General features: G+C 73.2%; 19 protein-coding genes and 1 tRNA gene. 9 read left to right on the plus strand and 11 right to left on the minus strand.

The window, feature by feature from the left end; translation table 11 throughout:
- Positions 1 to 3 precede the first annotated feature (3 nt).
- Complete coding sequence (locus O7619_RS25570; protein WP_282283880.1) at positions 4 to 1230, minus strand: ROK family transcriptional regulator; 1227 nt, start codon at positions 1228 to 1230, stop codon at positions 4 to 6.
- Between the two features lie 95 nt (positions 1231 to 1325).
- Between O7619_RS25570 and O7619_RS25575 the strand changes: the two genes are divergently transcribed.
- Together O7619_RS25575 and O7619_RS25580 are read left to right on the plus strand one after the other, a co-directional pair.
- On the plus strand, positions 1326 to 1829 hold the full coding sequence (locus tag O7619_RS25575; RefSeq protein WP_282283882.1) for a SigE family RNA polymerase sigma factor: 504 nt from the start codon (positions 1326 to 1328) through the stop codon (positions 1827 to 1829).
- Positions 1826 to 3199, plus strand: coding sequence for a hypothetical protein (locus O7619_RS25580; RefSeq protein WP_282283884.1), 1374 nt, complete (start codon positions 1826 to 1828; stop codon positions 3197 to 3199). The genes O7619_RS25575 and O7619_RS25580 overlap by 4 nt, the downstream gene beginning before the upstream one ends.
- Here the strand turns inward: O7619_RS25580 and O7619_RS25585 are convergent.
- Complete coding sequence (locus O7619_RS25585; protein ID WP_282283885.1) at positions 3171 to 3956, minus strand: alpha/beta fold hydrolase; 786 nt, start codon at positions 3954 to 3956, stop codon at positions 3171 to 3173. The genes O7619_RS25580 and O7619_RS25585 overlap by 29 nt on opposite strands.
- Positions 3957 to 4000: 44 nt before the next feature.
- Positions 4001 to 4579, minus strand: a complete 579-nt coding sequence (locus O7619_RS25590) for an XRE family transcriptional regulator (RefSeq protein ID WP_282283886.1) — start codon at positions 4577 to 4579, stop codon at positions 4001 to 4003.
- 79 nt (positions 4580 to 4658) lie between these two features.
- Here O7619_RS25590 and O7619_RS25595 point away from each other — a divergent pair, with 79 nt between their 5' ends.
- The 4 genes from O7619_RS25595 to O7619_RS25610 all read left to right on the plus strand — a co-directional run bounded on the left by O7619_RS25595 (position 4659) and on the right by O7619_RS25610 (position 9158).
- Positions 4659 to 5642: an NAD(P)/FAD-dependent oxidoreductase gene (locus O7619_RS25595; RefSeq protein WP_282283887.1), complete on the plus strand. Its 984-nt coding sequence runs from the start codon at positions 4659 to 4661 to the stop codon at positions 5640 to 5642.
- Positions 5643 to 5696: 54 nt separating this feature from the next.
- The gene (locus O7619_RS25600) at positions 5697 to 7544 is read left to right on the plus strand and encodes a glycoside hydrolase family 15 protein (RefSeq protein WP_282288946.1); all 1848 of its coding nucleotides are present in this window, start codon (positions 5697 to 5699) and stop codon (positions 7542 to 7544) included.
- A gap of 111 nt (positions 7545 to 7655) precedes the next feature.
- The gene (locus tag O7619_RS25605) at positions 7656 to 8153 is read left to right on the plus strand and encodes a hypothetical protein (protein ID WP_282283888.1); all 498 of its coding nucleotides are present in this window, start codon (positions 7656 to 7658) and stop codon (positions 8151 to 8153) included.
- Between the two features lie 18 nt (positions 8154 to 8171).
- The gene (locus O7619_RS25610) at positions 8172 to 9158 is read left to right on the plus strand and encodes an aminoglycoside phosphotransferase family protein (RefSeq protein ID WP_282283889.1); all 987 of its coding nucleotides are present in this window, start codon (positions 8172 to 8174) and stop codon (positions 9156 to 9158) included.
- 14 nt (positions 9159 to 9172) lie between these two features.
- Here O7619_RS25610 and O7619_RS25615 read toward each other — a convergent pair.
- From O7619_RS25615 to O7619_RS25640, 6 genes are all read right to left on the minus strand, one after another.
- Positions 9173 to 9247 (minus strand) — tRNA-Val (locus tag O7619_RS25615).
- Between the two features lie 77 nt (positions 9248 to 9324).
- The gene (locus O7619_RS25620) at positions 9325 to 9792 is read right to left on the minus strand and encodes a peroxiredoxin (RefSeq protein WP_282283890.1); all 468 of its coding nucleotides are present in this window, start codon (positions 9790 to 9792) and stop codon (positions 9325 to 9327) included.
- 8 nt (positions 9793 to 9800) lie between these two features.
- Positions 9801 to 10238: a DUF3052 domain-containing protein gene (locus tag O7619_RS25625; protein WP_281587272.1), complete on the minus strand. Its 438-nt coding sequence runs from the start codon at positions 10236 to 10238 to the stop codon at positions 9801 to 9803.
- 111 nt (positions 10239 to 10349) lie between these two features.
- Positions 10350 to 13340, minus strand: a complete 2991-nt coding sequence (locus tag O7619_RS25630) for a thiamine pyrophosphate-dependent enzyme (RefSeq protein ID WP_348774338.1) — start codon at positions 13338 to 13340, stop codon at positions 10350 to 10352.
- A 63-nt stretch (positions 13341 to 13403) separates the two neighbouring features.
- Positions 13404 to 13883, minus strand: a complete 480-nt coding sequence (locus O7619_RS25635) for a MarR family winged helix-turn-helix transcriptional regulator (protein ID WP_282283892.1) — start codon at positions 13881 to 13883, stop codon at positions 13404 to 13406.
- A 21-nt stretch (positions 13884 to 13904) separates the two neighbouring features.
- Positions 13905 to 15338: an MFS transporter gene (locus O7619_RS25640; protein ID WP_282283893.1), complete on the minus strand. Its 1434-nt coding sequence runs from the start codon at positions 15336 to 15338 to the stop codon at positions 13905 to 13907.
- Positions 15339 to 15426: 88 nt separating this feature from the next.
- Here O7619_RS25640 and O7619_RS25645 point away from each other — a divergent pair, with 88 nt between their 5' ends.
- Together O7619_RS25645 and O7619_RS25650 are read left to right on the plus strand one after the other, a co-directional pair.
- Positions 15427 to 16197, plus strand: coding sequence for an AraC family transcriptional regulator (locus tag O7619_RS25645; RefSeq protein ID WP_282283894.1), 771 nt, complete (start codon positions 15427 to 15429; stop codon positions 16195 to 16197).
- A gap of 131 nt (positions 16198 to 16328) precedes the next feature.
- Positions 16329 to 17972 (plus strand): alkaline phosphatase D family protein, encoded by a 1644-nt coding sequence (locus O7619_RS25650; protein WP_282283895.1) that lies wholly within the window; start codon positions 16329 to 16331, stop codon positions 17970 to 17972.
- A gap of 86 nt (positions 17973 to 18058) precedes the next feature.
- Here the strand turns inward: O7619_RS25650 and O7619_RS25655 are convergent, their stop codons facing one another.
- Positions 18059 to 18463 carry a YjbQ family protein gene (locus O7619_RS25655; RefSeq protein WP_282283896.1) on the minus strand — a complete coding sequence of 135 codons (405 nt, stop codon included), beginning with the start codon at positions 18461 to 18463 and terminating at the stop codon, positions 18059 to 18061.
- Positions 18464 to 18649: 186 nt separating this feature from the next.
- Between O7619_RS25655 and aceE the strand changes: the two genes are divergently transcribed.
- Positions 18650 to 21394 (plus strand): pyruvate dehydrogenase (acetyl-transferring), homodimeric type, encoded by a 2745-nt coding sequence (gene aceE / locus O7619_RS25660; protein WP_348774339.1) that lies wholly within the window; start codon positions 18650 to 18652, stop codon positions 21392 to 21394.
- Between the two features lie 137 nt (positions 21395 to 21531).
- On the opposite strand, the gene O7619_RS25665 is transcribed toward aceE, so the two are convergent.
- Positions 21532 to 21978 (minus strand): SRPBCC family protein, encoded by a 447-nt coding sequence (locus O7619_RS25665; protein ID WP_282283897.1) that lies wholly within the window; start codon positions 21976 to 21978, stop codon positions 21532 to 21534.
- Positions 21979 to 22170 lie beyond the last annotated feature (192 nt).

The following is a 22170-nucleotide window of genomic DNA, read 5'->3' on the forward strand; positions in this document are numbered from 1 at the left end:
GGGTTACCGGCGGATGGGTGGCAGGGCGGGGGCTCCGAGCGGGTCGGTCAGCAGCGGGGAGAAGCCCAGTTCGGCGGCCCCGATCAGGGTGGCGTCGTAGCCGAGTGCCGAGACGGCGAGCCGGGCCTTGTCCCGCGAGACGGGTAGCACGTTCGCGGCGATCCGGCTGCGCACCTGGGCGGACGCGCCGGGGAACACCTCGCACAGCGTGCCACCGAAGATCACCACGCCGGGGTTGAACAGGTTGATCAGGTTAGCCACCCCGATGCCCAGCCAGTCACCGATGTGCCGCAGGGCCGCCCGGGCGGCGGTGTCGCCCTGCTCGGCGGCGGCGACCACGGCCCGGACGGCGTCGCGTCCCCGGTGGTCGGCCGGGCGGCCGGCTTCGTCGAGCAGCGCCCGCTCGCCGACCTCGGCCTCCAGGCAACCCCGGGAGCCGCAGCCGCAGGGCCGACCCTGGTACGGGTTGACGAGCATGTGCCCGACCTCGGAGCCGTACCCGCCGTCGCCGTCGAGCAGGTCCCCGCCGACGATGATCCCGCCGCCGACGCCGACGTCGCCGTGCAGGTAGATCAGGTTCTGCGCACCGACGCCGGCGCCACGCTGGTGTTCCGCCATCGCGCCCAGGTGGGCCTCGTTGCCGACCAGGACCGGCAGGCCCAGGTCGAGCCGCCGGGCCAGCTCGGCGCCGAACGCCTGGTCCACCCAACCCAGGTCCGGCCCGAACCGGACCATCCCGTCGCCCGGTCGGATCATCCCGCAGTAGGACGCTCCGATGCCCACGCACACCGCCCCCGGCGGCGCGTCCCGGTGCAGCTCCCGCCCGAAGCCGGCGAGCACGGACACCACCGAGTCGAGGTCGACGCCCGCCCGGGGCCGGGTCGCCTCCAACCGGGCCGACACCGTCCCGCCGAGGGCGACGCGGGCGGCCACGAGCCGGTCGACCGCGATGTCGAACGCCAGGACGTAGACGGTGTCCGACTCCGGCCGGACCACGAAGGACGGCCGCCCGGCCCGGCCGCTCGCGGTGGCGGGCACCTCCCGGACCAGGCCGGCCGCCGCGAGTTCGGACGTGAGCGCCAGGACCGTGCTGCGGTTGACGCCCATCCGGTCGGCCAGCTCGACGCGGGAGGCCGGGCCGCCCAGGTGGACCCGGCGGAGCAGCGCGCCGAGGTTGCGGCGACGGGTGTCCCCCTGCGCCTGCCGGTCCGCGGCCAGATCCTTCAGCATCGACCACCTCGTCAGCGGACACGTCGCGTGTCATCCGAGGATAGACCTCAACCATCCGCCAACCGGCCGGCGTTCATTCCAGCGAGGGGGTGGGCATGTCCGAGTCGTTCCACGAGTTCGTGGTGCAGCGGTCACCCGCGCTGTCGCGGACCGCGTATCTGCTGACCGGGGACCATCACCTCGCCGAGGATCTGTTGCAGGGTGCGCTGGCCCGCACCTACCGGCACTGGCGGCGGATCCGCGGCGGCGACCCGGAGGCGTACGTGCGCCGGGTCATGTACCACCAGCAGGTCTCGTGGTGGCGCCGGCGACGGGTGGTGGAGCGGCTGGACGCCACGCCGGCCGAACGGGGCGCCGGCGACCACACCGAGGACACCGCGTTGCGGCTGAGCGTGGTCGCCGCGTTGCGCCGGCTCACCGCGCGGCAGCGGGCCGTGGTGGTACTGCGCTACTACGAGGACCTGACCGAGGCGCAGGTGGCCGACGTGCTCGGCTGTTCGGTGGGCACGGTCAAGCGGCACGGGCACGACGCCGTACGCCGGCTCCGGGACCTCGTCCCCGACCTGTGGGAGCGGACGTCGGAGGGGAGCGGGCGGTGAGCGTACGGCTGCGGGAGGCGTTGCGGGAGGCGGCGGCCGAGGTCCCGGCGTACCAGGTGCACGACCGTGCGGTACGGACCGCGCGGCGCACGCGGCGGCGTACCGCCGCGGTGGTCGCGGTGGTGCTGGCGCTCGTGGCGTTCGTGCCGGTGGCGGTACGCGGCGGCCCGACCGCGCCGGTGCCGGCGGACGCGGGTGGGGCAGCGCTGCCGGACCGGCTCGGCCTGCCGCCGCTCGGCGCGTTGCGGGCCACCGACCGGCCCCGGCTCGGCCCGGCGTCGGTGGTGTTCAGTGGGCAGGCGCGCGGCCTGACCGGGCCGATCGACGAGGACGGGACCGTCTGCATCGTCGGTGCGGACGCGGACCGCTACCGGAGCTGGACGGTGGGGTACGAGGCGCCGGCCGGCGAGGAGGTGCTGCTCTCTCCCGACGGGCGGCGGCTCGCCGTGCCGAGCGGATCGGACGACCGCCCCGGCGTGGATCTGATCGATTTGGTCACCGGCGCAGTCCAGCGCCTGGCCAGCCCCCGCAGTGGCAGCACCTTCACCGAGCCGGTCGGCTGGACGCCGGACGGGTCGGCGCTTGTGGTCCGGGACACCACGTCGACGGATCCGGAGGGCAGCGCCGCCGTCAACACGCTCAGCCTGGTCCGGCTCGACACCGGCCGAGCGGTCCGCCTCCTGGAGACCTCGCAGGTGCCGGTCTTCGGCACTCCGGTGGCGTTCACCGCCGACGGCTCCCGCCTGGCCTACCAGGTCGGCGACAAGGTGCTGGTGTCGAGCGCGGACGGACGGCAACTGTCCTCGTTCGCGCTCCCGGCGGACAGCGCGCTGGCCGGCAAGGGCGCCTGGCTGCCGGACGGCTCGCTGGCCCTGGTCAACCGCGATCCGGTGACCGACCGGTGGGGACTGCGCCGGGTCGACGTCGAAGGGCGGGAGCTGCCCGCGCCGGCGCTGCCGACCGTCTCGGGGGTGACGGCGATCCGTCTGCTCGGTTGGCAGGCGGACGGGAGCGCGTGGGTGGTCGCCTACCGGCCCGAGCCGACCATGCCGGTTCCACCCGCCGACGGGCTGGAGATCGACCAACGCACCTGGTACGGGCACGTGCGGTCGATCCGGGTGCTGGAGCTGACGCCGGGGGCTGCCGCGCCGGCCACCCTGCTCACCGCGCCGGACGAGGTGCTTGCCATCGACGTGGCGGATGAGGTGGTGCGCGCGGGCCGGGTGCGGGAGGCGCACCCGCCGTCCGGGCCGGGTGGCCGGGCGTGGTGGGGCCTGAGCCTCGTGGCGCTGGTGCTCGGCGGCGTGATCGTCCACCGCCGGCTGCGGCGCGGGCGGCGGCTCAGCCGGGGGCCCGTGCGGTATGGGTGAGGAACGGCAGGACCGCCGCCGGCAGGGCGGGTGACGTGACCACGTCGGCGTGGGTCAGACCGGGCAGGACGGCCAGCCGGGACGCAGGGCGGTCGTCCGTGTCCCGCCGGCCGCCGCCGAGCAGGGCGAAGAAGTCGGCCATGTGGCGTACCGGGATCGCGTCGGCGTCGGCGAAGACCAGCAGCACCGGCATCGGCAGCGCGGCCACCTCGGCGGACCAGTCGTAGTCGCGGCGCAGCAGCTCGCCGCTGCGCGCCCAGAGCGTGGGCCAGTCCTGCGGCCGGGGCGCGACCCGCGCGTACCGCTCGTGGGCGGGGGTGCCGCGCATCCGTTCGGCGGCGCGTTCGTCGTGGGCGGACATCGCGGCCAGCGCCTCCGGGTGCCAGCCCCGCCGCCGGAACGGCGTGGAGACCAGGACCAGGCGGCGGACCAGCGTGGGGTGCTGGATGGCGGTACGCAGGGCCACCCCGCCGCCGAGCGAGTAGCCGAGCAGGTCGACCTGGGGCAGGTCGAGGTGGCCCAGCAGCGCGGCCACGTCGTCGGCCATCGACTCGTGGCGCAGCGGCCGGTCCACGTCGGCGGTGCGGCCGTGGCCCTGGAGGTCGACCGCGATCAGCCGGCGGCGGGTGGCGAGCGCGGGCCGGACCGGCGCGAACGTCTCCGTCGACCCGTAGGAGCCGTGCAGCAGCACCAGCGGCTTGCCGGCGCCGTGCTCCTCGTACCAGATCCGCAGTCCGCGTACGTCCGCATAGCTCACCGCCTGATCGTGCCGCCGCGGGCCGCGCCGACGGGTGCGTTCGCTCAGCCGCGGGGGCGGGCGCGCAGGTGGGCGCGCTCGCCCTGGCTGCCGAAGAGGCTGAGGAACTCCACCCCCTGGTCGTCGGCGCGGCCGAACCAGTGTGGGACCCGGGTGTCGAACTCGGCCGCCTCGCCGGGGACGAGCACCAGGTCGTGTTCGCCGAGCACCAGGCGCAGCCGTCCGTTGAGCACGTAGACCCACTCGTACCCCTCGTGGGTCTTCGGCTCGGGATCGGCCCGGCCGCCGGCCGGGATGATCAGCTTGTACGCCTGGATGCCGCCGGGCCGCCGGGTGAGCGGCAGCATGGTCATCCCGAACGCGGCGACCGGCCGCAGGTGGATGCGCGGGTCACCGGTGGGTGGCGCGCCGACCAGCTCGTCCAGGGTGACGCCGTGTGCCTTGGCCAGCGGGAGCAGCAGTTCGAGCGTGGGCCGGCGGCCACCGGACTCCAGCCGGGACAGCGTGCTCACCGAGATGCCGGTGGCGGCGGAGAGGTCGGCGAGCGTGGTCTCCCGCTCGCGGCGCAGGGCGCGCAGCCGGGGGCCGACCGCGTCGAGGGCCTGGTCGAGGTCGTCGTCCATGCCACCAGTTTGCCACAACGGCAACAATGTTTGCGCTTCTGCCAAGGGCTGTCGCACGCTTGGCGCGGAGGTGGTCACGATGACCGAGCTACGGGAAGACGGCTACGAGGTGGTGGTGATCGGTGGCGGCGCGGCCGGTCTGAGCGGGGCGCTGATGCTGGCCCGGGCCCGCCGGTCGGTGCTTGTGGTCGACGGGGGCAACCCGCGCAACGCGCCGGCCGAGGGGGTGCACGCGCTGCTCGCCCTCGACGGCGTGCCCCCGGCCGAGCTGCTGGCACGCGGGCGGGACGAGGTCCACCGCTACGGTGGGCACCTGCTCACCGGCGAGGTCGAGGCGGTGCGCCGCGACGGCGACGGGTTCGACGTGACGCTCGCCGACGGCCGCCGGGTGCGGGCCGGGCAGATACTGGTGGCCACCGGCCTGGTGGACGAGCTGCCGGAGGTGCCCGGGCTGCGCGAGCGTTGGGGCCGGGACCTGGTGCACTGCCCGTACTGCCACGGGTGGGAGGTGCGCGACCGGCCGATCGGGGTGATCGGCAGCGGCCCGATGTCGGTGCACCAGACGCTGCTGTTCCGGCAGTGGAGCGACGACGTGGTCCTCTTCCGCCACGCCGCGCCGCCGCTCACCGACGAGCAGGCCGAGCAGCTCGCCGCGCGCGGCGTGCCGGTGGTCGAGGGCGAGGTCGCGGCCGTCGAGGTGGTCGGGGACCGGCTGACCGGGGTACGCCTGCGCGACGGTCGCACGGTCGCCCGCGAGGTGCTGACCGTCGCGCCCCGGATGGTGGCGCGGACCGGGTTCCTGGCGGCGCTGGGGCTGCGCGCGGTGCCGCACGAGAGCGGGTCGGGCGAGTACGTGCCGGCCGACCCGGCGGGGCGTACCGACGTTCCCGGGGTGTGGGTGGCGGGCAACGTGACCGACCTGTCCGCGCAGGTGGGGGCCGCGGCGGCGACCGGCGCCCGGACGGCCGCGATGATCAACGCGGACCTGGTGGCCGCGGAGACGCGCGCGGCGGTCGAGGCGCGCCGCCGCGGCGACCGACCTCGCGAAAAGGCCCTAACCTGACAATTCTTCCCCTAGGTTGGAATGCGCAGGAGGCAGCCGAGCGCGGGGGGCGACGTGGAGAGCTATCCGGCGATCGAGGATCACGGGCTCATCGGCGACCTGCAGACCGCCGCGCTGGTGACCTGCGACGGCACGATCGACTGGTTCTGCGCGCCGCGCTTCGACTCGCCGAGCATCTTCGCCGCGCTGCTGGACAAGGAGAAGGGCGGCTACTTCCGGATCGCCCCGCACGACGTCCGGTACGTCACCAAGCAGCTCTACCTGCCCGGCACCCCGATCCTGATCACGCGGTTCATCAGCGCGGACGGCGTCGCCGAGGTGATGGACTTCATGCCGGTCACCGGCGAGCGGATCACCGACGCGCACCGCCTGGTCCGCATGGTCAACATGGTCCGGGGCAGCATGCGCTTCAAAGTGGAGTGCCGGCCCCGGTTCGACTACGCCCGGCAGAAGCACCAGCTCGAACGCCACCGCAACGGGTACGTCTTCCGCAGCCCGTCGGCGACGCTCACGTTCAACCCGGTCGACCCGGTGCGGCAACTCATCGCGCAGGGCGGCGACATCCGCCTCGACGACGACGACCTGGTCGCGTACGGCACGCTCCACGAGGGCGACACCGGCGGGGTGGTCCTGGAGACGGCCGGCACGGAACCACGGATCATCTCCCCGGAAGAGGTCCAGGGGATGTTCGAGTGGACCCGGGACTACTGGCGGCGCTGGGTCGAGCGCTCCCGCTACACCGGCCGGTGGCGGGAGATGGTCGAACGCTCGGCCATCACGCTGAAGCTCATGACGTACGCGCCGACCGGCGCGATGATCGCCGCGCCCACCGCCGCGCTGCCCGAGCTGGTCGGCGGCACGCGCAACTGGGACTACCGCTACACCTGGGTACGCGACACCTCGTTCTCCGTGCACGCGCTGCTCGGCCTCGGCTTCACCGACGAGGTCAGCAGCTACATGAACTGGCTGGACGAGCGGATCCGCGAGGCCGGCGACCACCAGGACCCACTGAAGATCATGTATCGGGTGGACGGCTCCTCCGACCTGCACGAGGAGGTGCTCGACCACCTGGAGGGCTACCGCGGCTCCCGCCCGGTGCGGATCGGCAACGGCGCGGCCGACCAACTCCAGCTCGACATCCACGGCGAGGCGCTCTACGCCATGCACCTCGCCGACGAGCAGGGCATCCGGGTGTCCCACCAGGTGTGGAAGAGCACCGTCCGGCTGGTCGACTGGCTCTGCCACAACTGGGACCAGCGCGACGCCGGCATCTGGGAGAGCCGGCACCACCCCCGCAACTACACCTTCGGCCGGGTGATGTCCTGGGTGGCGCTGGACCGGGCCATCCGGCTGGCCACCCGCACCGGCCGCCCCGGGGACATGACCTGCTGGATCGAACAGCGGAACCGGATCTACAACCAGGTCATGGCCCGCGGCTACCACCGGGAACGCGCCAGCTTCGTGCAGGCGTACGACGAGAACGTGCTCGACGCCGCGCTGCTGGCCATGCCGTCGGTCGGCTTCGTCACGCCGAGCGACCCGCTGTGGCGCTCCACCCTGGCGTCGATCGAACGGGACCTGGTCTCGGACAGCCTGGTCCACCGCTACGATCCGGTGCACTCCCCCGACGGCCTCCCCGGCCACGAGGGCACCTTCAACATGTGCACGTTCTGGTACGTCGAGGCGCTGGCCCGCACCGGACGCCTGGACGACGCCCGTCTCACCTTCGAGAAGATGATCACGTTCAGCAACCACCTCGGCCTGTACGCCGAGGAGATCGCCGCGACGGGTGAGCAGATCGGCAACTACCCGCAGGCGTTCAGCCACCTCTCCCTGATCAACTCGGCGCTGGCGCTGAACGACCTGATCGACGCCGAGGCCGACGCCCGCCGCCGCCAGTAGCGCGGCCCGCCTCGGGCTCCGGCGCTTCATCGACTCCATTCCGGTGAAGTGGCCGTGTCCCGGTCGGTCCGATGCCACCATGTCGGCGTAGTGGTGTCGATCATCCCCGATGTGGGCATCATCGCTCAGGTGGCGGAGGAACGGGGGGCCGGCGCGGAGCCGGTGGTGTTGTTCGCGTCCCGGTGGTGGCCGGCGGTGCTCGTACCGCTCGGGCTGCTCGCCCTGATCATCGTGCTCGCCCTCCGGGGAAGCCTCGGCTCCCTCATCGTGCCCCTCGGGATGACCGCCGCCACCGTCGTCTCGGCCTGGCTGCACCGCGACGGCGCGCTGCTCGCCGACGACACCGGGCTGCTGGTCCGACACCGGGGCACGGTCACCCGAAGCTACCGGTGGTCCGAGATCCACCAGGCCGGGCTCGCCCGTCCCGGCTTCGGCCGGCTCGCGCTCGCCGTGTACCCGGACGGCGGCCGGTGGGACGTACCCGGCCCGAACAGCGCGGTCATGGTCGGGCAGGTGTGGCTGTGGCGGCAGCCCGACCCGGAGAGCCGCGAACGAATCGAGGCGGCGCTGCGCGACCACGGCGTCCACGTCGTCGACCCACTCGCCTAATGCCTTGTCGGAAGAGCCATGACCTGGGACGCTCCGGCGGTGATCGACAAGCCGGGCGTGGACGAACGGCTCCTGGCGGCCGAGGTGGCCGACGCCTGGGCCGTGGACGTCGCCGACCTCGTGTTCCTGCCGGTCGGGCTGGACGGGCAGGCATGGGCCTACCGGGTGGACACGTCCGACGGCGGGCGGTGGTTCCTGAAGCTGCGCCGAGGCGAGTTCACCCCGGCCGCCGTCCTGCTGCCCAGCTTCCTCCGCGCCCACGGCATCCGGCAGGTGGTGGCTCCGGTGGACCTGGCCGGTGGCGGAACCGCCCACCGGTTCGGCGACCACCAACTCCTGCTCTACCCGTACCGCGACGGCGGCAGCCTCTGGGGTCGCGGTCTCACCGACCGCCAGTGGATCGAGTACGGCGAGTTCCTCGCCCACCTGCACGCGGTCCCGCCGAGCACCGAGATCGCCGCCGTCCTGCCGGTCGAAACCTACCGGTCGGACGCTGGCGAGCGGCTGCGCGCCCTCGCGGAACAAGCCGCGACGAGCGCGGCTCTGGGTGCGTTCTGGCACCGGTACGGCGATCCGCTGCACCGGCTGGCGGAGACGGTCGACGCGCTGGCCGCGAGCGTGCCGCCGGCCCCGCACGTCATCTGCCACGCCGACATCCACCCCGGCAACCTGATCGCCGACGGCGACGGTCCGCTGCACGTCGTGGACTGGGACGCGCCGGTCCTCGCGCCGCGCGAGCGGGACCTGATGTTCGTGCACAGCCCGGACTTCGGCGACCACCCGATCGACGCGCGCCGCGCGGCGCTCTTCCACCAGGGGTACGGGCCGGTGGAGCCGGAGCCGACGTTGCTGAGCTACTACCGCGCCGAGCGGCACCTCGACGACGTCGCCGCGTTCCTCGCCGGCATCCTCGACCCCGGCGCCAGTGCGGAGTCCCAGGCGAACGACTTGCACTGGCTCACCCGCATCGCGGAGACGGTCGCCGACCCGGGCTACGCGCCCTGAACTGTGCTGGTGGGTGGTGGGCGCGGCAGGTTTCGAACCTGCGACCCCTCGCTTGTAAGGCGAGTGCTCTCCCGCTGAGCTACGCGCCCGGAACGCCCGTACGGCGGGCCGGAGCGGCAAGCTTACCTGCCGGCCTCCGGCCCGGTCGAACGTGTCTGGGGTGGGATCAGCCGCCGACGGCCTCGGCCAGCGCCTTGCGCCAGCCCTGCTGGTCGCGCGCCTCGCCGGGCATGTTCATCTCGGCGAAGCGGACCACGCCGGCCTTGTCGATGACGAAGGTGCCCCGGTTGGCGATGCCGGCGACGTCGTTGAAGACGCCGTACGCCTGGGCCACCGCGCCGTGCGGCCAGAAGTCGGCGAGCATCGGGAACTGGTAGCCCTCCCGGTCGGCCCAGATCTTGTGGGCGTAGACCGAGTCGACGCTGACGGTCAGCACCTGGACGTCGTCGTTGGCGTAGTCGTCGAGGTTGTCCCGTACCTCGCACAGCTCGCCCTGACAGATGCCGGTGAAGGCCAGCGGGTAGAAGACCAGCAGCACGGTCTTGCGCCCCCGGAGGTCCGAGAGCCGGACCTCCTGGTTGTTCTGGTCCTTGAGCAGGAAGTCGGGCGCCTCGGCGCCAACCTCGATGGGCATGCGTGCTCCTACTTCTTGCTCTTGGAGCCGCGCCGCAGCACGAGGCGGGCGCCGTTCCAGTCGCGGCCGGCGTTGATGGTGGAGGTCTGCTGGAGGCCGGCGCTCTGCGCGCTCTCCGCGACCTCACTCGGCTCGACGTGGCCGTCCCGGCCGGCCTTGGGCGTCAGGAGCCAGACCACACCGTTGTCCGCCAGCGGCCCGAGGGCGTCGACGAGGAGCTCGAAGAGGTCACCGTCGCCGTCGCGGTGCCAGACCAGTACCGCGTCGACCACCTCGTCGGTGTCCTCGTCGACAAGTTCTCCACAGCGGTCGGTCAGGGCGTCCCGGAGATCGGAATCGACGTCGTCGTCGTAGCCCATCTCCATGACGACCATGCCCGGTTCGATGCCGAACCGGTCCGCCAGGCTGCGTACCCCGTCGGCGGCCTGACCAGCGGTCGCGCTCACTGTCGCGTGCCTCCTCATCTCGTCCCTGCTCGCGGTGCCCTGCGACACCGTCCGGCCCAGTCCACACAGTTGCGGCTCGCTGCGCAAGTGGCGCACCGGTTGGAAGGGAATTTACCGTGCCAGCAGCGTACGGGCACCCTGGGTGATGGCTTCCTCGGAGACGAGCACCTGGTGAGCAGCCGGACCTAATGGTACAAACGAGTCAAGTGCGGCCACCCGTCGCGCCGCCCCGACGTAGCCGGTGTCGACGAGCGCGGCCAGCACCCCCTCGCCCACCCCGCCGGAGCGCCGCGTCTCGTCCACCACCAGCACCCGGCCGGTCGCCGACGCCTCCCGGATGATGTCCGCCACCGGCAGCGGGGCGAGCCAGCGCAGGTCCACCACCCGGCTGCCGACGCCCTCGTCGGCAAGCGTCGCCGCCGCCCGCAGCGACATCCGCACCCCGTTACCGAACGTGATGATGGTGAGGTCCTCGGCGGAGCCGATCCCGTACACCCGGGCCCGGCCGACCGGCACGTGCCGGTCGGCCCAGGCACCCGGCTCGGCATAGTCGGCCAGCCACTCACCGTCACCCTCCGCGTAGAGGTCGCGGGCGTGGTAGAGCGCGATCGGCTCCAGGAACACACAGACCGCGCCGTCCACCCGGGCCGAGGCCAGGCAGGTACGCAGCATCGGCGCGGCGTCGTCGGGCCGGGCCGGCACCGCGATCACCAGCCCCGGCACGTCGCGCAGCACCGCCACCGAGTTGTCGTTGTGGAAGTGCCCGCCGAAGCCCTCCTGGTACGCCAACCCGGCCACCCGCACCACCATCGGGTTGCGGAACGCGCCCCGGGAGAAGAACCGCATGGTGGCCGCCTCGCCCCGCAACTGGTCCTCGGCGTTGTGCAGGTACGCCAGATACTGGATCTCCGGCACCGGCAGCATGCCGGCCAGGCCGGCGCCGAGCCCGAGCCCGAGGATCGACGTCTCGTCCAGCAGCGTGTCGAACACCCGCGCCGCCCCGAACCGGTCCCTCAGCCCCTTCGTCACCCCGTACACCCCGCCCTTGGCGGCCACGTCCTCACCGAACACGGCCATCCGGGGATGGTCGAGCATGCCGTCGGCGAGCGCCGCGTTGATGCTCTGCGCCAGCGTCAGCGGCCCGGTCAACTCCGGCGGCTTGCCGCCGAACGCCTCCGCCCGCGCCCCCGCGCCCGGCCCCGCCGCGTACGCCGCCGACCCGGCGACCGCTCGGGCCACCCGCGCCGGGCGGCGCGGCGCCAACTCCGCCACCACCTCGACCGGGGACGTCAGCTTCGGCTCGTCCAGCACCTCCTCGGCGATCCGGCGTAGCTGCCAGCCCCGCTCGTCGTACCGGGCCAGCAGTTCCTCGCCGCTCGCGAAGCCGGCCGCGACCAGCCGGCGGGCGGTGACCAGCAGCGGATCCCGCGCCACGTCCGCGGCGATCTCCGCCGGACTCCGGTACGCCGACTCCGCGTCCGCGCCGGCGTGCCCCATCAGCCGTACCGTGCTCAGGTGCAGCACGGCGGGCCGGCGGTGCCGGCGTACCCAGGCCGCCGCCTCCGCCGCCACCCGGTGCGTCTCCACCACGTCCGTGCCGTCCGCGGCGAAATAGCGGAGACCGGGCCGGGACCGCAGCGTCGCGGCCACCCACCCCTGCGGTGAGCGCACGCTGATCCCGAGCCCGTTGTCCTCGCAGACGAACAGCACCGGGATGCGCAGGCCGGTGTGGTCGTACCACCCGGCGGTGTTGAGCGCGGCGGTGGCGGTGGCATGGTTGACCGAGGCGTCGCCGAACGAGCAGACCACCACCGCGTCCGGCGGCCAAACCGCGACCTCCGGGTCGCCGTCGACGTGCCGCCCGTCCCGGCGCAGCCGCTCCAGCGCCAGGCCCAGGCCGACGGCCCGGGGCAGGTGCGAGCCGATGGTCGAGGTGGTCGGCACGACCGCGAGGTCCGCCCGACCGAAGACCTTGTGCCGGCCGCCGGCGATCGGCTCCGCCGCCGAGGCGACCATGCCCCGCAGCACGTCACGCGCCGCCGACGCGAAGGCGTCGTCGAGGGCCGGCGGCGGCAACCCGGGTACGCCGACAGTGGCGTCACCGTCCGCATCCACCGCGACGCCCGCTCCCGCCGGCAGGCTGGCCGCCTCCACACCCGCCCCCGGCACGGGGCGGCCCGCACCGGCACCCGCCTCCTCCGCGAGGTGGCCCGCTTCCACACCCGTCCCCGTCCCCGCCGCTGTCCCGCCCGCACCGGCACCCGCCGCGAGGCGGCCCGCTTCCACACCCGTCCCCGTCCCCGCCGCTGTCCCGCCCGCACCGGCACCCGCCGCGGGGCGGCCCGCACCCGCATCCGTTCTTGCCGCGAGGTCGCCCGCCTCGGCACTGCCCTCGCCCGAACCGGCTCCGCTGGAGGCGGCATCTCCACCCGAGCCGGTGACCCCACCCGAGATGCCCGCTTCATCCGTTTCCGCTCGCCCAACCCGAGCGCCCGCCACCACGGACCCAGGCGCAGCTTCGAGATCTTGGTAGGAAATGGCCCCCATAGGGGCACTTTCGTACCAAGATCTACTCGCCTCCCGCATATCAGAAGATCCATCTCGGAAAGCGGGATCGGGGCGGGTGTCCGGGGCGGGTGCCGGCGGGGCGGGCGGGGCGAGAGCGGGCGGGGCGGGAGCGGGGGCGGGTGGGGCGGGTGGCGGTGGCGCGGTGACGGGGAAGGCACCGGCGGCCTGGGCGGCGCGAAGACAGTAGAAGGCGCCGGAGCGGTAGTGCAAAAGGGCCGGATCGGTGGGGCGGAGCGCGGCGGCAACCGCGGCGTTGCCCTCGTGGCCGGCCGACCCGATCGTGTAGTAGCCCTCACCGAAGCCACGCAGCCAGCGCCCGGCGAGGTCGAGCAGCCGGCTGGTGACCTGCGCGTCGAACAGCGCCAGCGCCTGCGCCCCGGTCAGCGCCCCACCATCGGGCCGCGCCTCACCGTCACGCGCCGACGGCTCACCGTCGCGTGGCAGTGGCTCGTCGAGGTCGCGCCGCTGGTCCGGCGCGCCGAGCGCGGCCAGGTCGGCACGGAGCTGGTCGTCGAGATCGTGCGGGGTGGTCACGTCGGACAGCATTACCGACTGATGCCCACCTCGCCCAGTCGGACACGTTCCGCCCGGCGTGGCTCAGCTCTCGCCGCACTCCGCCGGGCACCCGCCGTCGGACACCTTCCAGACCAGCTCGCGCAGCGTGGTCAGCTCGTCGGCGCTCAGGCCGTCGAGCAGTCGGGAGTCCGACATCACCCGCCCGACCTGCTCGCGCACCTGCCGGCCCCGGGCGGTGACCACGAGCGCCTTCTGCCGCCGGTCGGTCGGGTCGGTACGCCGCCGCACCAGGCCGGCCTGCTCCAGCCTGTCGGCCAGGCCGGTGACGTTTGACCTGTCGCAACCCAGTTGCTCGGCGAGTTCACGGGCCGGCAGCGGATGGTCGGGGTCCAGCTCGTACAGCGCCCGTCCGGCGGCCGGGGTGAGACCCAGCGCGGCGATCCCCTCGTCCTGAAGGTGCCGCATCGCGGCGGCGACGTGCAGGAGTCGACGCACGATGTCTCCGGCCAGGCCGGCCCGGCCGGCCCGTTCGCCGTCGGCCGGCACGGTGGGTGGCGCCATCCGCCCAGCATACGTGATTCATCAACAATTGAACTGATCTACTATGCGGTCGGGGATGCCGGTGTCCGGGGCAACCACTGCCGGCCGGACCGCCCGGCGGGCGGCGAACGCGCCGGCCAGCAGCAGCGCGGCGGTGGCGAGCGCCGGTGGCAGCGCGAGCGCGCTCCCGGCCGCCCCGGCGGCCGTCAGGCCCAGGTGCAGACCGCCCACCACGGTCACACCGAGCACGGCGGCGAGCAGCGTGCCGGTGGAGACGAACGCGGACAGAGCAGCCGCCGCGCTCGCCGGGACGACGTCGGCGAGCCGGGTGACGAGCGGGCTGAACGCCGCCGCGTGCGCCGCCCCACCGAGCAGCAGCAACACGCTGCCGGCCGCCCACGGCCAGCCCCGCGCCGACAGCCCGGCGACGGCCACCACCACCGCGGCCAGCACCGACGGCCCGGCCACCGGCAGGACCGCCCGGACCGGTCCGGGAAGTCGGGCCACCGCCAGGCCGCACAGGGCGAAACCGGTGGCGTACGGGAGGAAGGCCGACCCGGCGGCGAGGGCGCTGAGTCCCAGCACGTCCTGCGCCCGCAGGGTGAACACGAACAGGAAGCCGGCGTAACAGCCCATCACCACGCAGCAGGCCAGCAGTCCGGCCGGCACGACAGGGTGGCGCAGCACTGTCACGTCCAGCAGGGGCGCCCGGTCCCGCCGGGCCCGCCGATGCTCGTACCGGAGGAAGAGCCGTAGCCCGACGGCGCCGGTGGCGACCGCGACCACGCGGATCCACGTGGCGGCGTCGAGGACCAGCGGCAGCACGAGCGTGAGCATCGCCGCCGCCAGCAGCCCGGCGCCGGGCAGGTCGAGTGGCTCCCGCCGGAGCGGTACGGCCGGCGGGTCGGCCAGGACCCGCCGGCCGACGAGGTGCAGGACCACCCCGACCGGCACGTTGACCAGGAAGGCCAACCGCCAGGTGAGACCGCCGAGGTCGAGCGTCACCAACAGCCCGCCGAGGATCTGGCCGGCGGCCACGCCGAGGGCGAGAACCATCGAGTACGCCCCGATCGCCCTCGCGCGGGTCCTGTCCGGCACCGCGCTGCGGATCAGCGCCAGCACCTGCGGCACCATGAGCGCGCCGGCCGCGCCCTGGGCCACCCGGGCGAACACCAGCGCGACAGGTGTCGGAGCCAGTCCGCAGGCGGCCGAGGCGAGCGTGAAGCCGGCCAGGCCGAGCAGGAAGACCCGGGGACCGCCGTGTCGGGCGCCGAGCCGCGCGCCGACCACCACGAGCACGGCGAAGGTGAGCGTGTAGCCGGCGAGCACGAGCTGCTGGACGGCGGCCGGGCCGCCCAGGTCGGCGCGGATCGCGGGGGCGGCCACGGCCGCGATCGAGGTGTCCATGGAGGCCATCGCCTGGCCGGTGAGCAGGACGACGAGCAGTGCGGCGGGACGCCGGTGCGATGCGGTCACGCCGGCCACCCTGCCGACCGCACGCCGCCCGGGTCTTGTCGATCCTTGCGGCCCTCGCGTGTCGGCCGGGCCGCCTACGCTGATCCGCGTGCGCACCGCGAGTCGACTGCTGGCCCACCCGGACTTCCGGGTCAGCGTGGTGCGCTGCCGCGACGACCACACCGGCTGGTCCGCGCCGGAGCCGGCCGGCGCGTACGGTCTGGTGCTCACCCGGCGCGGCGCGTTCCGGCGGGCCGGGCGCGACGGCGACACGTGGGTCGGGCCGACGGTCGCCTACCTCAGCGTGCCGGGCGAGGAGGAGCGGTTCGCCCATCCGGCGGGCGGCGACGAGTGCACCTCCGTGCACCTGTCGCAGCGCCTGTGGCGGGAGCTGTTCGACGACCGGCCGGCGCCGGGCACGGTGCACGTGGACGGCCACGTGGATCTCGCCCACCGGCTGCTGCTGCGCGACGTCGCCGACCCCGACCACGCGGCGGCCGAACGGCTGGTCCGTCTGGTCGGCCGCGCCGCCGCACCGGTGACGGGCGGCGGCGGGCCGGATCGCCGGGTGGTCGAACGGGCCCGGGCCGCGCTGCACGACGACGCCCCGGAGGCCGCCGGGCTGCTGCCGCTGGCCCGGGCGCTCGGCGTCTCGCCCTACCGGCTCAGCCGCGCGTTCCAGGCCCGGGTGGGGGTGCCGCTGACCCGCTACCGCAACGGCCTGCGCGTGGCGCGGCTGCTGGACCGGATCGAGCAGGGTCAGGTGCGCCTGGCCGAGCTGGCCGGTGAGCTGGGCTTCGCCGACCAGGCGCACCTGACCCGCACGGTCCGCGCCCACCTCGGCCACACCCCGGGTGAGCTTCGCCGGCTGCTCGGCTGACGTCGCCCGTTTTCCTCCGCGGGCCACGTGTTCGGCGGAAAGTGCCGTGCGGTCGCCTGGGTGTCACCTGGCGGCCATCGACGCTCGCCAGGCTGCCGGAGTCGACGAACCGGACTCCGGGGAGGAAACCCGTGGCACTGTCCCGACGTACCATCCTGCTCAGCGGCGCGGCGCTCGGCGCCGCCGGCGCGGTCACCGGCCTGCCGCTCGCGGCGGTCGCGTCGCCCGGCCCGCTGCGACGCGACCCGTTCACGCTCGGGGTGGCCTCCGGCGACCCGGAGCACGACGGCTTCGTGTTGTGGACCCGGCTGGCGCCCGACCCGCTGGCCGAGGACGGCCTGGGCGGCGTGCCGTCCCGGGTGGTGCCGGTGTCCTGGGAGGTGGCGGCCGACGAGCGCTTCCGGCACGTGGTGCGGCGCGGGGTGCGGCTGGCGAGGCCGGAGTCGGCGCACAGCGTGCACGTCGAGGTGGGCGGGCTGCTCCCCGGGCGGGAGTATTTCTACCGGTTCCGGGCCGAGCGCTGGCTCTCGCCGGTCGGCCGCACCAGGACCGCGCCGCCGCCGTGGCTGATGCCGTCCGCGCTGGCCATGGGCTTCGTCTCCTGCTCGCAGTACGAGCACGGCTACTTCACCGCCTACCGCCGGCTGGCCGAGACCGAGCCGGAGCTGATCCTGCACCTCGGCGACTACCAGTACGAGTACGCGAAGGACACCTACACCGTGCCCGGCGGCAACCCCCGGGACCACGAGGGGCCGGAGACCCGGACGCTTGCCAACTACCGGCAGCGGCACGCCCAGTACAAGACCGACGCCGACCTTCAGGCGGCGCACGCGGTGGCCCCCTGGGTGGTGGTCTTCGACGACCACGAGGTGGAGAACAACTGGGCCGACGAGGTGCCGGAGGCCCCGGACCCGGACTTCCTCGCCCGGCGGGCGGCGGCGTTCCAGGCGTACTACGAGAACATGCCGCTGCGCCGCACCTCGATCCCACGCGGCATCGACATGCAGCTCTACCGCCGGGTGCGCTGGGGCCGGCTGGCCACGTTCCACATGCTCGACACCCGGCAGTACCGGGACGACCAGGCGTGCGGCGACGGCTACAAGAGCTGCGCGGCGGCGTCGGACCCGACCCGGTCGATCACCGGGGCCGAGCAGGAGGCGTGGCTGCTGGACGGGTTCCGCCGCTCCGAGGCCCGCTGGGACCTCCTCGGCCAGCAGGTCTTCTTCGCCCAGCGGGACAACGACGCCGGCCCGCTCACGGTCACCAGCATGGACGCCTGGGACGGGTACGTCGCCTCGCGGGACCGGATCACCCGGGGCTGGGTGTCCGCCGGGGTGCGCAACCCGGTCGTGCTCACCGGCGACGTGCACGCGCACTGGGCCAGCGACCTGAAGCTGGACTACGCGGACCCGACCTCGCGCACGGTCGGCAGCGAGTTGGTCTGCTCCTCGATCACGTCGACCGGGGACGGCGCGGACTCCCCCACCGGGTCGCACCCGTGGCTGGCGTTCAACCCGCACCTGCGCTTCCAGAACAACCTGCGCGGGTACGTCCGCACCACGATCACGCCGACAGACCTGACCGCGAACTTCGACGTGCTGCCGTACGTGAGCCGGCCGGACGCCCCGGCGTACACCCGGGCCACCTTCGTGATTGAGGATCGCGTCCCCGGCCTGAACCTGACGTACGACCGCCCCCCGGCCCCCGCCCGCACCGCCGCCCCGAACATCGACCAGTCCCGCGAGACCGTCGAGCAGGAAACCCTCCGCCCGTAACCCCGCGCTGATTCACGGAAAGTGTGGCTGTCCGGCCTCGGATGGCCACACTTTCCGTGAATCGGGGGCACCGCCCCCGGCGGGGGTCAGGCGGGGAGGAAGGAGAGGCGGACCTGGCGGTCCGGGTTGTCGCCGTTGGGGTCGACCAGGCAGATCGACTGCCAGGTGCCGAGCTGGATCCGCCCGTCGAGTACCGGCAGCGTCGCGTACGGCGGCACGAACGCCGGCAGCACGTGGTCCCGGCCGTGCCCGGGTGAGCCGTGCCGGTGCCGCCACCTGTCATCGGTGGGAAGCAGGTCGTCGAGCGCGCGGAGCAGGTCGTCGTCCGACCCGGCGCCGGTCTCGATGATCGCCAGCCCGGCCGTGGCGTGCGGGACGAAGACGTGCAGCAGCCCGTCGCCGGCCCCGGCGACGAAGCGTTCCGCCTCGGCCGTGATGTCCCGGACCGTGGGCCGGGAACCGGTCCGGACGTTGATCACCTCACTGCGCATAGGGCGCATTCTGCCGCAGCGGCCCGGTTCCCGCCGGTGCGGTCGGCGCACCCGCCGGTCGCACAAAGTTACCGGTGGGTATCTGTGTTCAGCGTCGCGTCTGGGGGAGCCAGACGTGACGACGAGCGCCACGAGGGGGCAGGATGGCGCTAGAGACCTATCCCACTCAGAACCGAGGGAACGCCTGTGGCTACGGAACGCAAGCGCCCGGTGATCACCGCTGGTCTGCCGAGCCAGCTTCCGGACATCGACCCTGAAGAGACAAGCGAATGGGTCGAGTCGCTCGACGGTGTCATCGACGAGCGCGGAACCAAACGCGCCCGCTACGTCATGTTGAGCCTGCTGGAGCGGGCCCGCGAGCGCCAGGTCGGGGTGCCGTCGCTGACCACCACCGACTACATCAACACCATCCCGCCGGAGAGCGAGCCGTGGTTCCCCGGTGACGAGCACATCGAGCGGCGGCTGCGCGCCTACATCAGGTGGAACGCCGCCATGCTCGTGCACCGGGCGCAGCGCCCGGAGATCGGCGTGGGCGGCCACATCTCCACGTACGCCAGCTCCGCGTCCCTCTACGAGGTCGGCTTCAACCACTTCTTCCGGGGCAAGGACCACCCCGGCGGCGGCGACCACATCTACTACCAGGGTCACGCCTCCCCCGGCATGTACGCGCGGGCGTTCCTGGAGGGCCGGCTCAGCTCCGAGCAGCTCGACGGCTTCCGGCAGGAGCTGTCGCACCCGGGTGGCGCGCTGCCGTCGTACCCGCACCCGAGGCTGATGCCGGACTTCTGGGAGTTCCCCACCGTGTCCATGGGCCTCGGCCCGCTGAACGCGATCTACCAGGCCCGGTTCAACCGCTACCTGCACCACCGCGGCATCAAGGACACCTCCCAGCAGCACGTCTGGGCGTTCCTCGGCGACGGTGAGATGGACGAGGTCGAGTCGCTCGGCGCGATCGGCGTGGCCGCGCGCGAGGAGCTGGACAACCTCACCTTCGTGATCAACTGCAACCTCCAGCGGCTGGACGGCCCGGTCCGCGGCAACGGCAAGGTCATGCAGGAGCTGGAGGCGTTCTTCCGGGGCGCCGGCTGGAACGTCATCAAGGTGGTCTGGGGCCGGGAGTGGGACCCGCTGCTCGCGGCGGACACCGACGGCGCGCTGGTCAACCTGATGAACACCACGCCCGACGGTGACTACCAGACCTACAAGGCGGAGTCCGGGGCGTACGTCCGGGAGCACTTCTTCGGTCGGGACGCGCGGACCCGCAAGATGGTCGAGCACCTCTCCGACGACGAGATCTGGAACCTCAAGCGGGGTGGCCACGACTACCGCAAGCTCTACGCGGCCTACAAGGCGGCGACCGAGCACACCGGCCAGCCGACGGTGATCCTCGCCAAGACCATCAAGGGCTGGACGCTCGGCTCGCACTTCGAGGGCCGTAACGCCACGCACCAGATGAAGAAGCTGACGCTCGACGACTTGAAGCTGTTCCGCGACCGGCTCTACCTCGACATCCCGGACAAGCAGTTGGAGGAGAACCCCTACCTCCCGCCGTACTACACGCCGGACGAGAAGTCGGACGAGATGGAATACCTGCGGGAGCGGCGTCGCCAGCTCGGCGGCTACCTCCCGTCGCGCACCACCGCGCCCAAGACGCTGGCCATCCCGGGCAGCGAGCGGTTCGCCGACGTCAAGCGCGGGTCGGGCAAGCAGAAGGTGGCCACCACGATGGCCTTCGTCCGCCTGCTCAAGGACGTGATGAAGGACAAGGAGTTCGGCAAGCGCTGGGTGCCGATCATCCCGGACGAGGCCCGCACCTTCGGCATGGACTCGCTCTTCCCGACCCAGAAGATCTACTCGCCGCACGGCCAGCGCTACACCTCGGTCGACCGGGAGCTGTTCCTGTCCTACAAGGAGTCGACGACCGGGCAGATCCTGCACGAGGGGATCAACGAGGCCGGTTCGGTCGCCTCGTTCACCGCCGCCGGCACGTCGTACGCCACGCACGGCGAGCCGATGATCCCGATGTACATCTTCTACTCGATGTTCGGGTTCCAGCGCACCGGCGACGGGTTCTGGGCGGCGGCCGACCAGATGGCGCGGGGCTTCGTGCTCGGCGCCACCGCCGGCCGGACCACGCTCAACGGCGAGGGGCTCCAGCACGAGGACGGCCACTCGCTGCTGCTCGCCGCCACCAACCCGGCGGTGGTCGCGTACGACGCGGCGTTCGCCTTCGAGCTGGCGCACATCCTGGAGGACGGCCTGCACCGGATGTACGGCGAGGCGCAGGAGAACGTCTTCTACTACCTCACCGTCTACAACGAGCCGATCTTCCAGCCGGCCGAGCCGGAGGGCGTGGACACCGAGGGCATCGTCAAGGGCATCTACCGCTACTCGCCGGCGCCGCAGGTCGGCGACGACGCGCCGAAGGCCAACATCCTCGCCTCCGGCACCGGCATGCAGTGGGCGCTCAAGGCGCAGCAGCTCCTCGCCGAGGACTGGGGCGTGGCCGCCGACGTGTGGTCGGTGACGTCCTGGACCGAGTTGCGCCGCGACGCGGTGGAGTGCGAGGAGCACAACCTGCTCAACCTGGGTGCGGAGCAGCGGGTGCCGTACATCCAGCGGAAGCTGGCCGACGCCGACGGGCCGAAGATCGCGGTCAGCGACTGGATGCGCGCGGTGCCGGACCTGATCGCGCGCTGGGTACCGGGCGACTACACCTCGCTCGGCACCGACGGCTTCGGCATGTCGGACACCCGGCACGCGCTGCGCCGCCACTTCCACGTCGACGCCGAGTCGATCGCGGTCGCCACGCTGCGGCAGCTCGCGCTGCGCGGCGCCGTCCCGGCCGAGGTGCCGGCCGACGCCGCCCGCAAGTACGCGCTGGACGACGTGACGGCCGCCCCCGTCGGCGAGACCGGCGGCGACAGCTAGGTGTAAGGAGGGGCCCCTTCTTAACGCCTCCGGTAGAGAAGGGGCCCCTTCTCACAGGCAAACGACGATGGTCCGGCGATCCCTGGTGGGGATGCCGGACCATCGTCGTTGCGGGCGACGCCGGGACTGCGGCTCGATCAGCCGACGGCGGCCAGGTCGGTCAGCCGGGCCAGCGAGTCCTCCAGGTCGGCGCCGACCCGGCGCAGGCCGAGCCGCAGCAGGGCGGCCTTGACCGGCCCGGCGGGCCACCGCACGACGATCAACCGGACCACGGTGCCGCCGACCTCCTCGTCCGAGGTCAGCTGGACGTAGATCTCGGTGCGCGCCTCGGCCCGGGCACCGGCGCCCTTGGCCCGCTCACGCCAGCCGATCAGGGTCGGCTCCTGATAGGCGATCACCTCGGCCTCGTGGGCGGCGCCGCGTCCGGCCTGGACCAACTGCCGCCGGCCGAACCCCTCCCCGGACAGAACCTCGGCCGCGCGGACCCCCGCCAGCCAGGCCGGCAACTGCTCGGCCCGCTGCACGACGTCCCAGACCTCTTCCACAGGCGCCACCACGTGTGCGCTACGTTCCACGAGGATCATTAGTGTCTTTCCCCCACTTAAATCACATCCGCGATATTTGGCACTCTATGTGTAAATCGGACTTAAGTGGACGGGATCGGAAAAAGACACGCCGGCAGCACTTGTGCCGCCCGGCTTCCCGGCCTATAGCGCGTCGCCCACCGGAGCCCTAGAGTCGCGAACACGCTTCACGTTCTCGGGAGGGTGAATTGA

Source organism: Micromonospora sp. WMMD998 (genome assembly GCF_029581235.1).
Taxonomy (GTDB): domain Bacteria; phylum Actinomycetota; class Actinomycetes; order Mycobacteriales; family Micromonosporaceae; genus Micromonospora.

Coding starts and splice junctions, on each gene's coding strand:
- O7619_RS25665 (WP_282283897.1), bottom strand. CDS start 21,978: ATGATCCTCGTGGAACGTAGCGCACACGTGGTGGCGCCTGTGGAAGAG.
- O7619_RS25610 (WP_282283889.1), top strand. CDS start 8,172: ATGACCTGGGACGCTCCGGCGGTGATCGACAAGCCGGGCGTGGACGAA.
- O7619_RS25620 (WP_282283890.1), bottom strand. CDS start 9,792: ATGCCCATCGAGGTTGGCGCCGAGGCGCCCGACTTCCTGCTCAAGGAC.
- O7619_RS25655 (WP_282283896.1), bottom strand. CDS start 18,463: ATGCGCAGTGAGGTGATCAACGTCCGGACCGGTTCCCGGCCCACGGTC.
- O7619_RS25595 (WP_282283887.1), top strand. CDS start 4,659: ATGACCGAGCTACGGGAAGACGGCTACGAGGTGGTGGTGATCGGTGGC.
- O7619_RS25570 (WP_282283880.1), bottom strand. CDS start 1,230: ATGCTGAAGGATCTGGCCGCGGACCGGCAGGCGCAGGGGGACACCCGT.
- O7619_RS25575 (WP_282283882.1), top strand. CDS start 1,326: ATGTCCGAGTCGTTCCACGAGTTCGTGGTGCAGCGGTCACCCGCGCTG.
- O7619_RS25590 (WP_282283886.1), bottom strand. CDS start 4,579: ATGGACGACGACCTCGACCAGGCCCTCGACGCGGTCGGCCCCCGGCTG.
- O7619_RS25635 (WP_282283892.1), bottom strand. CDS start 13,883: ATGGCGCCACCCACCGTGCCGGCCGACGGCGAACGGGCCGGCCGGGCC.